This is a genomic window from Micromonospora sp. NPDC049139 (genome assembly GCF_055586845.1).
Genome location: NZ_JBVJHK010000033.1, coordinates 34,471 through 47,747, shown reverse-complemented (window position 1 = coordinate 47,747; position 13,277 = coordinate 34,471). Strand labels below are relative to the sequence as shown.

Sequence of the window (13,277 nt, the reverse complement as noted above, 5' to 3'; positions counted from 1 at the left end):
GTCGGCTGCGTGGAGGACGGCGACCGACTGCTGGAGCTACTGGCCCGTACCCCCGTCGACGTGGCCATTCTGGACATTCGGATGCCGCCAGGCGCGGACGGCGGACTGCAAACCGCCCAGCGTATACGGGCGAGACACCCCGATGTCGGGTTGCTGCTGCTGTCCCAACACGCCGAGGCGCACTACCTGTTCCGGCTGCTGGAGATCGGCACCGAACGGATCGGGTACCGGCTCAAGGACCAGGTAGCCGGGGTGGGCGTGCTCGCCGATACGCTGGTGCGCATCGCCGCTGGTGAGATCGTGATCGAGCCGGCGCTGGCCGCCAACCTGGTGGACCGGCCGAGTCCCCCGGTACGGAGTGTGCTGGCGGATCTCACCGAGCAGGAACGCGCCGTGCTGCGACTCATGGCGGAAGGACGGTCGAACTCCGGGATTGCGACGGGATTGTTCCTGTCGGTCAAAACGGTCGAGAAGCGTATCGCGAGCATTTTTACCAAGCTGGACCTGTCGGCCGAGCCGACCGCGCACCACCGGCGGGTCCTGGCGGTGCTCGCGTACCTGCGCTCGAACCAGATGGCGGGCTAGGGGCCGTGTTCCGGACCGCAGGCGGCGAGCTGGCGCACCCACCCCGCCCAGCCGGGCCCTTCGCCGCCCTGGTCCGGCTGGCGACCTCGGTTGCGCTGCCCGCGCCGGCCGGGCCGCAAGACCCGTTGGGTGGGTACCGGCCGATCCTCCGCACGCTGCTGCGCGAGCTCGCCCAAGCCCACGCGGTGCGCTACGCGGCGCTGTGGCTGCCGGCAGAGACGGCACACGGCACCAGCACTCCACCGTGGACACCCGCGGTCACATGGCGGCCCGGGCGCTGGGTGCGGGGCGCACTGCCGTACCCGGTAGCCGACCCGGACCTGTTGCTGGGCGCGGCCGGTGTGGTCGCGACCGCGGATGTGACCGACGGCGGGGTCCGGTACGGGGTGCTGGTGCTGGCACACCCGGAGGATCCTCGGTATCAGCTGGCCACGGCGGTGCCGCTGGGCGAGACAGCGGTCTGCGTCGGCCTGCTGCTGCGCCAGGCGGGCCACCGCGCGGCGAGCACCGCCGTGCGGGCCCGGGCCGACCGGGTGGTACAGCGGGTCAGCGCGACCCAGCTGGAGCTGCTCACCGTACAGGCGGTGGAGCGCGACCGGCTCGCCAGCGCGGTCACCGCGACGCCCGGCCGGCAGCTGCGGGCGATCCTGGACCGCACCGCGGACCTGGAGCGGGCGCTGCGCGCCGGCTCACCACAGGCCACGGCGATCGCCGGCGACATCCGGGCCGGGCTGGGCGAGATGATCGAGCAGTTCCGGTCCGTTGTCCGCGGGGTGTACCCGCAGGTGCTGCGCAGTACCGGCGTGCGCGCGGCGCTGGAGGAGGTCACCGCGGCGCTGCCGGTACCGGTGGTCTTCTGTGGCGAACTGGGCCGGCGCCCGGGCTGGGAGGTCGAGTCCGGGCTGTACCAGGCCGGTGCGTCCGCGGCGGCTGCGCTGGGCGCCAGCGGCGGCGAGCAGCCGGTGTACCTGGAACTGGGTCGGTCCCACGGCCTGCTGACGATCCGCGCGCAGCGGACCGGCGCCGAGCCGGCCCGGGTCGCTGCGGCGCTGCGGGACGACTCCCGGCGGCTGGCCGCGCTGGGCGGCCGGCTGCGGGTGGATCGGGCCGGTCGGGGCGCGCCGACCGTGGTGGACATCCTGCTGCCTGAGCGGCTTGGCGGCGACTGGCCGGAGCCCGCGCGTACCGCCCCGCCGGAGCCGGCCGGGCCGCAGCCGGGCGGGGCCGACGCCGCCGCACCCGAGCTGTTGGTCGGTGTTTCCGCGCGCCGCCTGCTGACTCTGCTCGTGACCGGCCGGGAGGCGCCCGCGGACAGCCCGCCGTTACGGGTCGCGGTCGACCGGCAGGACGGTCAGGCCCGGGTGGTGGTGGTTGGGGCCTCGGCACCTGATCTGGTGTCGGTGCTGTACGGACCGGCCGGTGCCGCCCGATGGGAGTCGCCGGTCGGGGTGGTCCCGCCGACCGGTTACCAGTACCAGCCGTACCCGCGGATCACACTGGACCCGGCTCGCGGGGCACGGCCGTGGCGGCCGGTCCGGCTGCCCGGCTGGTCCGGCGCCGCGTGGCCGGCCGCAGCGGCCGGGGTGGACCGGATCCTGGTCGAGGGACCCGTGGACGCGCTGCGCGGGCTGCGGCTGCTGCACCACCGCGACCGGGTTGACGCCGACCTCGCGGCCCGGCTGCGCCGCTGGTCGGGTACTGCCGACGGGCCCCCCGACGCGGTCGTGCTGGTGCTGTCCAGGCCGGCCAGCGCGGCGGAGTCGGAGTTCCTGACCGCCCTGCGGTCGCCGGACGGGGACGGGTTCTCCCCGGTGGCGATCTGCGCGCTGGAGGAGGGCACCGCCGCGACGGCCGGATCACCGCGGCTGAGGTCGATGTGCGACGCGATCGTGGACTGGCGTGCGGCCCCGGGCGGCGGTACCGCGCTCGAGGCGGCGCTGCGCGCCCGGGTTCGCGCCTGGGCGGCGGTGATGGCCGCCCGGTGGGCGCTGCGCGCACTGGTGGCCTGCCTGGCCGCGGGGCAGCTGGACGACCGGTTCGCCCGGGCGGTGGAGGCGGCCGTAGCGGGCGCGCACGAGGTGGCCGAGCTGGACCTGTTGCAGGCGTTGCAGGGCCGACGGATCCGGCTGCCGCGCGGGTACGACGAGGCGCTGCGCCTGCTCGGCGCGTACGGTCCGGACTCGGGGTCCCGGCTTGGCCTGGCCGGCGACGCCGGCTCGGGGCAGGTGACCCAGGCCGCGAGCCGGGCGTTGGTGTTCTGGCGGAACCAGTCCATGGCGCCGGACTCGGGACCGGCCGGGCGCAGTGCGTGCGCGCTGCTGGTACGGACGTGCGAGCGGCTGCTCACCGACGGCGCCGAGTGACCGGCGCGAGGCACGGGGTGGGCGGCTCGGCGGGACGGCTCAGATCGCCACGAATCCGCTGACCCGGGTACCAGTGGTCGGGCTCGACCGTACCGTCAGCGTGCCGTCGACCGAGGCCAGACGGGCGGCGAGCTGGCGCAGCGGCATCCGGCCTTCGGTGTCGAAGCCCGGCCCGGTGTCGTCCACCTCGAAGCTGAGGCCCCGGCGGGAGGTACGTAGCGTCAACGTGACCGCGGCGCCCGGAGCGTGCTTGTGCGCGTTGCTGACCGCCTCCAGGCAGGCCAGGTAGACGGCGGCCTCCACCTCGGGCAGGTACCGGTGACCGACCAGTTCCGGGTCGATGTCCAGGGTGACCGTGTCGAGCGCCTCCAGCCGGGCCGTCAACGCGGCCACCAGACCGTGGTCGGCCAACGGTGCCAGCAGGCCGGTCGCGGTGGTGTGCAGCACCTCCTCGGTGCTGGCCAGCAGCTCCCGCAGCCGGTCGAGGTGCTGGCCCGCCTCGGCGGCGTTGCCGGCGTCGAGCTGGTGCTCCACCATGGCGAGCGACATCTGCAACGCGACCATGTGGTGCTGGGCGCCGTCGTGCAGGTCGCGCTCCAGCTGGTACCGCTGGTGTTCCATCTCGCCCGCGGCCCGCAGCCGGGTGTCGGCCAGCAGCAGGGTGCTCTGACCGATCAGCCGTTCGGCGCCGGCGGTGATCAGCTGGGCCTGGATGTCGCTGACCAGCAGGCGGGTCACCGCGTGCAGCTCGGGCCACCGGCGCAGCCGCTCGGCCGCCGCCGGCGGCTCGACCACGAGGTCGGCCAGGACCTGCTCGCCGTCGCACAGCCGGACCGGCGCCGCCCCGGGCACGGGTACCGCCGCCTCGGCGCCGGTAGCGGTCCACCAGTACTCCTGCACGGTGTGTTCGGTTGCCGTGTCCGCGTCGTGGCCCGCCGGCAGGGGCAGCCATACCGCGATGGTGACCGTGGTGGCCTCCAGGCACCCACCCAGCGCCCGGGCCAGGGCTTCGGCCTGCACTCCCGGCAGCGGCCGACCCGGCAGGCCGTGCACCGCGTCGACCACCCGTGCCACATTGTCCGGCGGCCCCGGCACCGGGGACGGCCCGTCGGCTCGCTGCGTCGAACGGCGCATGCCCGTCACTGTAGGCGGCTTTGGCCGGGCCGGCTGACCCGGCTCGTGGCCCGCGGCGGCCCGCCGCCACGGTAGCCGCCGGGGGCTCACGCGGCGCAGAGCAGGTGGTTGACCGTTGCCTTGCGGGCCGCCCGCAGCGCGTAGTGCACCCGGCTCTTGACGGTGCCGACCGGTACCCCGAGCGTTGCGCTGATCTCGGCCGCGGTCCGCCCGTTCAGGTAGGTCTCCACCAGCGCGGCCTGGTGCTCCGGCCACAGCCCGCGCAGCACCTGCTCGACCAGGAGGGAGTCCACCACGACGGCCGTCGGGTCCGCCGTGGCCACCTCGGCGGCGTTCTCGATGTCCACCTCGGTCGGCCGGGCCTTCTTCATGCGGTACCCGTCCATCACCAGGTTGTGCACCACCCGGCGCAGCCAGCCCAGCACCGACCCGCGGTCGGCGGTGAGCTGGTCCAGGTGCGTCCACGCCCGCAGGAACGCCTCCTGCACCACGTCCTCGGCGCGCCCGGTGTCGCCGTCGGTCAGCCGCTGCGCGTACCTCAGCAGCGGCTGCTGGTAGGCATCCATCAGTTCGCGCAGGCGGGAATCGCTTTCCAACGCGCTGCTGTGTCGCTTGCTCTGCACCCGTTCGGCCATGCCCAAGACAGTGCCGCCGCGGGCCGGTCGCCCGACATGGTGCGGCCCCTGCTCCTGCGGGTGCCACCCCTCGGGTTGGAGAGGGTTATCCCTACGCCATGCGCCGGTACCGGCGGCCCGCGCCGCGCCGCCGCTCGTTCGCGTGCTGACCGGTGAACCCGACGGTGCCGCGATGCCGTGCCCCATGTGGACGACCTCGCTCACGGGCAGGCGGCGACGGTCGTCCGGCGCCGCCGCGACGGCCGGTACCGCGGCCGGGCGGCGGCCCGAGGACGGCGCCGTGGCGCCCCGACCGAAGAGGTGGGCATGGAGGAGACGGACTTCCCGGCGGTGGGCATCGGGATCACGACGCACAACCGGGGCGCCGTGCTGCGTACCGCGTTGGAGGCGATCCGCAAGTATGCGCCCAGCGGTGCCGCGATAGTCGTGGTCGACGACGCCAGCGACGATCCGGTGGAGGAGGCGACGTTTCGTTTCGACAGCAACGCCGGTATCGCCCGGGCCAAGAACAAGTGCCTGGAACTACTGCTCGAGCGGGGCTGTACGCACCTGTTCCTGTTCGACGACGACTGCTGGCCGGTCGTGGACGGCTGGGAGCGGCCCTACATCGACAGTCCCGAGCCGCATCTGATGTACATCTTCACCGACACCCCGCGTGGCCGGCTGACCGACTCGACGGAGATCTACCGGGACGCGCAGCTTCGGGCGTACACCCATCCCCGCGGCTGTATGCTCTACTTCGAGCGGCGGGTGCTGGACCGGGTGGGCGGGTACGACACCCGGTACGGCCGGTGGGGGTACGAGCACGTGGACCTGTCCAACCGGATCTACAACGCCGGCCTGACCTCGTTCCGGTTCGCCGACGTGGTGGGCAGCGGAGACCTCATCTTCAGTTGCGACGAAAGCACCAAGGTCGGCTCCAGCGTGTCCGACATCGAGCGCTTCCACCTGGTGCGTAACCTCAAGACCCGGTCGGAGGCCAGCTACACCTCGACCGAGTACCGCGAGTTCCGCACCGTCCCCGTCGGTGCGGCGGCGGCGCAGAACGTGGTGCTGACCACGTACCTCACCGCGCAGCCCGACCCGCAGCGCGGCATCACCTGGACACCGAACTACGACGATCTGGCCGAGTTGCGCCGCTCTGTCGAGCGGCACGGACGGCGGTTGGTGGTGCTGCACGACTGCCTCGACGAGCCGGACACCGACCTGGTCACGCACGTCCGGGTGACGCCGGGCGGGGCCGTCAGCTCGCCGTACTTCCACCGCTGGCTGTGCTGGTGGCGGTACCTGCGCGAGCACCCCGAGATCGACCAGGTGTGGTGCGTCGACGGCACCGACGTGGAGATGCTGCGCGATCCGTTCCCGGAGATGGACGACCGACTGTACGTGGGCGACGAGCCGGCGCCGCTGTGCATCCCGTGGATGGTGTATCAGCACGGCGGCAGCGCCAAGCTGTTGCAGTTCCTGTCCGACAACCGAGGTGTCCCGCTGCTCAACTGCGGGCTCACCGGCGGCCGGCGGGAAACGGTGCTGGAATTCTGCCGGGACATGTTCGACTTCTGCGTCACCAACGCCCGGGAGGCCGGCCCGCTCGACATGGGGCCGTTCAACTACGTGGCCCGCACCTGGTACGCGGGAATGATCGTGCACGGCCGCCAGGTCAGCACGGAGTTCCGTAAGGACGACCGGGCCAGCACCGAGTCGTGGTGGCGGCACAAGTAGTCGTATCCGGCCCGTGGCAGGAGTGAACCCTACTGGCGTACGAGGCGTGCCACAGATGAACCCCCGGACGCGGGTGAAGGAGGGCGGTGACCGTGGACGTGGACACGGACCTGGATGTGGCACCGGAGACGACACGGGACGCCGACCGTGACGAGAGCATGCACGCGTTGCTGCTGCGGTTGGCCGGCTCGCTGCCGGACCGGGTACTGACCGACGCGCGGGACGCGCTGGCCGCCGGTCGGCGGCTGGACGTCGTACAGGCGATCGCCTTCGAGGCAGTCTCCCAGCCGCTGCAACTGGACGCCGACGAGATCGCGGCGCTGCGCGAGGAACTGGCATTCAGTGGCGGGGACATCGACCTCGGCCTGGCGCTGGAGGAGCTGCGCGGAGAACGTCCGCCGGTACCGTGGCAGTTCCTGTCCGACCTGCCGACCACACAGGAAGACCTGGCGTTGATGGTGCTCCCGCAGGACCGCAGCGCCGACCCGGTCGACACCCTCGACCCGGTGGACCGGGCGCTGGTGGCTGCGGCGTCGGCAAACCCGGGGGTACTCGCGGTGTGGCGGGCGTGGCGGATGCCGTCCAGCGCCCGGCCCTGGCAAGACCCGGTACGGGTGGCCGTGGTCAGCGTCGACGACACCATGGACACCCTCCCCGCACTCAGCGTCCAACTGCGGCAGGTCATGGCCGAGGCCGGGGACGACGAGGCCCAGGTCGAGGTCTGCTGGGCCGGGCTGCACGCGCCGTACTACCAGACCCTGGCCCGCTCGTCCGGCGCCCTGCTGTGGGCGGCACGGCCCGCCGCGCCGGTGGCCACCGCCCGGCTCTTCGACGGCGTCGATCCGGTACGCGGCCCGTGGTTCGCCACCAACCGGCCGGTGGTCTCCGATGCCACGGAACGCGACGACCTGCTCGAAGCACTGCGCGGGGGGGTGGTCATCGCGTGGAGCAGCGCCGAGATGCCCGACATCCTGGCCCCGGACCGGGGCGACGTGGTGCCGATGCACCTGCGTACCGACGGGACCTGGCTGTGGAGCGAGGCGGTCGCGTACTACCTGGAACACTACGGCCTGGCGCCGGATCCGCAGCTGGCCACGCACCTGACCGGGGACGAGCCCGTCGAGCCCCTGGACGAGATCTCCGTGCACCGCGCCCTGGTGCACCTGTGCCGGCCCGACGCCGAGGCGGTCGTCTGGTCGCCGTCCGGTGCCGACGACGACCCGGTGGCACCGGCCGACGCCCCCTCGTCCGACATCCCGTCGCCCGACGGCCTGGCGCCGGCCCACCCGGAGCTGCCGGACGTGACACCCGAGGCAAGGCCGGACGCCGGTACGCACCGGCCGGTGTCGCCGTGACCGAAATGCTCGCCCTGCGGCAGCGGGCACCCCTGCCGTCGTCCCGGAAGGTGTCGCCGCCGGCCCAGGGCGAACCGGTCGGGAAGCACGTGGCGCGGTACCTGCGACAGGCGTCGCAGGCGGTGGGCGCCGCCGTGGCGCGCATCCTGCCGGACGCCGGTGCGCGGGTGCCGGTGCTCGATCCGGGGCCGTGGGAGGCACCGGGATCGGTCACCCCCGGCCCGGCGGGTTGGTTCGCGCTCGCGGTCGAGGCCGGCCGGTCCGGCTTCCGGCTGGACGGCCGGCCGGTGGCCGCCGCCGACCTGGCCCGGGCGATCTGGCACTGCCCCCGCTGGCGGGGCCGGCCGGTGCTGCTGGTCACCCAGCGGTCCGCGTCGGCCGACGGGGTCGGACCGGTGCTGCACCAGCTCGCGGTCGACCTGGGAGCACCGGTCTACGCCTCGGACTCCGGGATCCGCTTCACCTTCGGGCGCGCCTCCGCGAACGGGCTGTTCTGGTGCTGGCGTCCCGGTGGCGGGGACGATCCGGAGCCGGCGGGCAACGTGCTGCCCCCGCTGGGACCGGTACGCGTCCGTCCCACCCCGACCGGCTGGGTGCCGGGCCGCAACCACCAGCCGTCGTCCCCGGTGCCGTCCCTTGCGACCCCCGATCCGGGGACCGCCCCGTCGCCCGTCGACCCGGCGGAGGCCACGTCACCCGCTGCGGCACCGGAATCCGGGCCCGAGCTGCCTTCGCCGGTGGAAGCGGCGTTCGAGGTGCACAGCCTGGCGCTTCCGGTGATCGAGCTGCCCCGGCCCGACCTCAGCGTCCAGCGCATGGTGCTGACGGAGTTCGACGTGCCCCGGCTGGAGCTGGACACCTGCCGGCCGCTGATCGCCGACCCGGACGCCGCCAGCCCGACCGTGTCCGTGCCGGCTGCGGCCACCCTGACGGCATCCGTGCCGGCTGCGGCCACGCTGACGGCATCCGTGCCGGCTGCGGCCACCCCGACCGCGGCCACGCCGGAAGCCACGGACGCTCCGACGACCGGCCCGGAGAGCACCGATGCCCCGGCGAACGGCGCGGGCGGCGGTCCTCCGCCGGCGTCACCCGCCAACCGGGGCGCGGCGTGGTTCGGGGTACGGGCCCGCACCGACGAGGCGGACCGGGAGCGGCTGCGTACCGTGCTGGGCTGGAAGTTCCAGGCCCACTCCCGGACGGTGGCCCGGGCGCTGTCGCTGCACCCGGGCTTGCGCAGCGCGGTCGGCGCGCACGACGTGATGGCCGGGCTGGTCACGGTGCTGGCTCTGCTCGACGGGGTGGGCGCGCGGGTCAACGACGCGTTGCGCGGTGGAGGCACGCCCGACGAGGACGTCCAGTTGCTGGCCCGGTGCGCCCGCGCCGGTCTGGAGCAACTGCCGGCCGTCGGGGGACCCGTCTTCGCCGCGGTACCCGCCGGACTGGACGTCGGCCGGTACCGGGCCGGGGACCTGGTGGTGGAGCCGGCGTTCACCACGGTGTCGTGCCACGGTGGCACCGAGGGCGACGCGGGCCGGTACGCGATCTGGTCGGCCACCGCGCGGCGGCTGGACCAACTGGGAATCGCAGACGGGCCTGGTGTCCGAGCCGGACGGGCCATGTTCGCCGCCGGTTCCCGCTTCGCGGTGCTCGGCGTCGACGAGGGGCCGGACGGCGCGCCGTACGTGCTGCTGCGGGAGGTCGTCTCCGGGCACCGCGACGGCGCACTCGACGAGCGGGCGGCCGGCAAGCTGCGCGACGCGCTCGCCGCCCAGCCGCAACGCGCGGCGCCCGCGCCGCTGCCGTGGCCGCTCGGCTTCGCGGCCGGCGACCGCCCGTTCGCGCTCGAACCCGGACCGGGCGGCGCGTGATGTACGAGGAGACGATCTCCGGCTTCCTCCGGTCCGACCCCGGCGGCCCGGCCCGGCCCGGCCCGCCCCGCGCCGGCACCATTCCCGGCGGCAACACCCCCGGCGGCGACAGTCAGCAAGGAGCGAACTCGTGACCACCAGCGTGCTGTCGGTGTCGGCCAGGGACACCGGATGCCTCACCGACATCTCCCGGGCACTGGAGTCGGCGGCGCCCGGCGACACCGTCGCGGTACGCCCTGGTGTGTACCGCGAGGCGCCGCTGTTCCGCCGGAACGTCGTCCTGGTCGCCGAGGACGGACCGGGCACCGTCACCATCGAGGTGCCCCCAGGCGGGGCCATCCTGGCCGCCGGGGGCGAGATCCTGATCCAGGACATCGCCATCCGTGGCAGCGACGAGCGGATGCCGCTGCTCCAGGTGGCGGCCGGCCGGGTCCGTCTGGAGGCGTGCACCGTCGACGCCACGGCGGCGGCCGCGATCCACGTGCGCGGGGGCACCGTGGAGATGCGCGGCGGCGCGATCAGCAACTCCGGCGGGGCCGGCGTGGTCCACGAGGCCGGCACGGGCGAGTACACCCGCGTACGGATGAGCGGCATCGCCAAGTGCGCGATCATGACGGCCGGGTCGAGCGCCCCGGTGTTCCGGGACTGCACGTTCACCGGGATCGGGGAGGCGGCCCTCCTGGCCGTGGGCGCCAGCGCCCCGCGCCTGGAGGACTGCCGCATCGACGAGGTCGGCCAGTACGCCGTCGTCGCGCAGCAGACCGCCCGGCCGTACCTGACCGGGACCACGGTGTCCGGCGGCGAGGTCGGGCTGCTCGTCAGCGACCGGGCGACCCCGGTGCTGGAGCGCTGCGAGATCCAAGACGCCCGGGTGCACGCCGTGGTGACCATGGGGCAGGCGGCGCCCGCGCTCTCCGACACGCGCGTCACCCGGGCCCGGGGCCACGGCCTCGACTGCCGGGACACCTCCGCGCCGACGCTGACCAACTGCGAGGTGCGTGACTGCGGCGCGGCCGGGGTGGTGGTCAACGGCACGGCGACGCCGCACCTCACCGGCGGTGCCGTGGCGGACTGCGCCGACGCGGGCGTGTTCCTGACCGGCCGGTCGAAGGCGCGGCTGGACGGGGTCGGGGTACGCGACGTCCCCATCGGCGTGGCGATCGAGCAGGAAGCCGACCCGCAACTACATGGCCTGACCATCGAGGGCGTCCGGTACGGCCTGCACGCGACCGGCGGAGCCGGCCGGTTCTCCAACGGCCAGGTCACCGGGGCGCGGACCGCCGGGGCGAAGCTCGCCGACAGCGCGACCACCGTGCTGTCCAACTCCCGGATCACCGGCTGCCGGGTCGGCGTGGAGGTGGCCGGGAACGCCCGGCCCACCCTGTCCTCGATGGCCGTGGAGGAGTCGGGCGGGGCGGGCGTGCGGACCGGCGGCCCCAGCGCGGCCACCCTGTCCCGCAGCCGGATCAGCGGCAGTCGCGGCCCGGGGATCCGGGCCGGCGCCGGCAGCACCGTCACCGCCACGGACTGCGAGATCGTCGGCAACCAGGGGCCGGGTGTCGTGGTGGAGACCGACGCGCCGGTGCGGCTCCACGGCGGGGTGGTGCGCGGCAACGGCGGCGTCGCCGTGGACGCGCCGAGCCCGACCGCCGCGGTCGAGCTGTCAGGAGTGGACACCGGCCACAACGGACGCCCGATCTCCCTTCCGCCGCCCGGGGCCGGGCGGCCGGACGCACCGGTGGCCGACGCCCCGAAGTCCGTTCCCGCCCCGACCGGAGGCACCGGGTCGGACGTCACCCCGCCCGGGAAGCCGGCCGGTGCCCGCCCGTCGGGCCCCGCGCCGTCCGACGTCGGGTCACCCGCTCCGGCGGTGCCCGCCGGCGGCGGCCCCGGCTCCGGTGGCCCCGGTGCTGGCGCACCGGGTGGCGACGGGGAGGCGGACGGGCCGGTGGCCGCGCTGCTGCGCGAACTGGACGGACTGGTCGGCCTGGCCGGCGTCAAGCACGAGGTGGCCACCCTGGTCGGGCTCAACCAGATCGCCAAGCGTCGCCGGGAGGCCGGACTGCACGTACCGCCCATGTCCCGGCACCTGGTCTTCGCCGGGCCGCCCGGCACCGGCAAGACCACCGTGGCCCGCATCTTCGCCCGGATCCTGGCCACCCTCGGGGTGCTCTCCAGCGGTCAACTGGTCGAGGTGTCCCGCAGCGACCTGGTCGCCGAGCACGTCGGCGGCACCGCGGTGAAGACCACCGCCCGGTTCGAGGAAGCCCTGGGCGGGGTGCTGTTCATCGACGAGGCGTACACGCTCTCGACCGGTGGGGGCGGCGGCGGCCACGACTTCGGCCGGGAGGCCATCGACACCCTGGTCAAGCTGATGGAGGACCACCGCGACGAGGTGGTCGTGGTGGTCGCCGGGTACACCCCGAACATGCGTACCTTCCTGGCCGCCAACCCCGGTCTGGAGTCCCGTTTCGCCCGTACCATCCAGTTCGACAGCTACTCCGACGACGAACTGGCCGAGATCGTCGAGCGGCTCTGCCGCGCCCACCACTACGCGCTGGAGTACGAGACCCGGCAGGCCCTGGTACGCCACTTCAGCGACATGCCCCGCAACGAGACCTTCGGCAACGCCCGGGTGGCCCGGCAGGTCTTCGAGGACATGCTGGGGCGCCAGGCGTACCGGCTGTCGAGCAGCCCGCAGGCCGCGGACCTCGAACTGGCCCGGCTGCTGCCGGAGGACCTGGGCGAACAGGCGGCCGGGTCGTCGGAGCCGGCCGGCGTGGCGCAGGCCGTCCAGGACCTGCTCGGGAAGCTGAACGCGATGGTCGGCCTGGACGCGGTCAAGCGCGAGGTGACCGACGTCATCGACCTGATCGCCTCCACCGAGGCCCGGACCCGGGCCGGCCTGCCCACTCCGACGATCTCCCGGCACCTGGTCTTCGCCGGGGCGCCCGGCACCGGCAAGACCAGCGTGGCCCGGCTGTACGGCCAACTGCTCAACGCGATGGGCGTGCTACGCACCGGGCAGCTCGTCGAGGTCTCCCGGGCCGACCTGGTCGGCGAGTACGTCGGGCACACTGCCGTCAAGACCACCGACGTGTTCAACCGGGCGCGCGGCGGTGTGCTGTTCATCGACGAGGCGTACGCGCTGACCGGCCAGGGCAACGACTTCGGTCGGGAAGCCATCGACACGCTGGTGAAGCTGATGGAGGACCACCGGGACGACATCGTGGTGATCGCTGCCGGGTACACCGGGGACATGCGCCGGTTCCTGGCCAACAACGCGGGGCTGGCCTCCCGGTTCAGCCGGCAGATCCCGTTCGAGTCGTACACCTCCTCGGAGCTGGTGTCCATTCTGCAGACGCTGGCCCGCGACGGCGGCTTCGATTTCAGCAACGACTGCCTCCCGGTGCTGTCGGAGCATTTCGACAGCCTGACCCGGGACGAGACCTTCGGCAACGGCCGGTACGCCCGCCAGCTGCTCGAACGCACCATCACCAAGCAGGCCAACCGGCTGCGCCGCGCGGCCGCACCGACGGTCGACGACATGCGCCAGCTGTACGCGGCCGACGTGCGGGCAGCCCTGGCCGCCTGACCCAGTAGCGACGAGAGAAG

At 74.0% G+C, this 13,277-nt stretch carries 9 protein-coding genes; 7 read left to right on the top strand and 2 right to left on the bottom strand.

Annotated features, from left to right (window positions below):
• Both ACZ6Q9_RS32395 and ACZ6Q9_RS32390 read left to right on the top strand, forming a co-directional pair.
• Positions 1-585: LuxR C-terminal-related transcriptional regulator (locus ACZ6Q9_RS32395; RefSeq protein WP_396831054.1), on the top strand; the 585-nt coding region annotated here is incomplete at its 5' end.
• Between the two features lie 5 nt (positions 586-590).
• Complete coding sequence (locus ACZ6Q9_RS32390) at positions 591-2,948, top strand: hypothetical protein (protein ID WP_393270696.1); 2,358 nt, start codon at positions 591-593, stop codon at positions 2,946-2,948.
• 39 nt (positions 2,949-2,987) lie between these two features.
• Here the strand turns inward: ACZ6Q9_RS32390 and ACZ6Q9_RS32385 are convergent, their stop codons facing one another.
• Positions 2,988-4,082, bottom strand: a complete 1,095-nt coding sequence (locus ACZ6Q9_RS32385) for a sensor histidine kinase (protein ID WP_396831056.1) — start codon at positions 4,080-4,082, stop codon at positions 2,988-2,990.
• Positions 4,083-4,168: 86 nt separating this feature from the next.
• Complete coding sequence (locus ACZ6Q9_RS32380; protein WP_393270700.1) at positions 4,169-4,717, bottom strand: sigma-70 family RNA polymerase sigma factor; 549 nt, start codon at positions 4,715-4,717, stop codon at positions 4,169-4,171.
• Positions 4,718-5,023: 306 nt separating this feature from the next.
• Between ACZ6Q9_RS32380 and ACZ6Q9_RS32375 the strand changes: the two genes are divergently transcribed.
• From ACZ6Q9_RS32375 to ACZ6Q9_RS32355, 5 genes are all read left to right on the top strand, one after another.
• Entirely contained in the window at positions 5,024-6,439 is a 1,416-nt protein-coding gene (locus ACZ6Q9_RS32375; protein ID WP_396831058.1) for a glycosyltransferase family 2 protein, read from the top strand.
• 86 nt (positions 6,440-6,525) lie between these two features.
• The gene (locus tag ACZ6Q9_RS32370; RefSeq protein WP_393270704.1) at positions 6,526-7,794 is read left to right on the top strand and encodes a hypothetical protein; all 1,269 of its coding nucleotides are present in this window, start codon (positions 6,526-6,528) and stop codon (positions 7,792-7,794) included.
• Complete coding sequence (locus ACZ6Q9_RS32365; protein ID WP_396831060.1) at positions 7,791-9,662, top strand: hypothetical protein; 1,872 nt, start codon at positions 7,791-7,793, stop codon at positions 9,660-9,662. Before ACZ6Q9_RS32370 ends, ACZ6Q9_RS32365 begins: the two co-directional genes overlap by 4 nt.
• Positions 9,662-9,796 (top strand): hypothetical protein, encoded by a 135-nt coding sequence (locus ACZ6Q9_RS32360; RefSeq protein ID WP_396831062.1) that lies wholly within the window; start codon positions 9,662-9,664, stop codon positions 9,794-9,796. Before ACZ6Q9_RS32365 ends, ACZ6Q9_RS32360 begins: the two co-directional genes overlap by 1 nt.
• Positions 9,793-13,257 (top strand): right-handed parallel beta-helix repeat-containing protein, encoded by a 3,465-nt coding sequence (locus ACZ6Q9_RS32355; protein ID WP_396831064.1) that lies wholly within the window; start codon positions 9,793-9,795, stop codon positions 13,255-13,257. The genes ACZ6Q9_RS32360 and ACZ6Q9_RS32355 overlap by 4 nt, the downstream gene beginning before the upstream one ends.
• Positions 13,258-13,277: the final 20 nt, after the last annotated feature.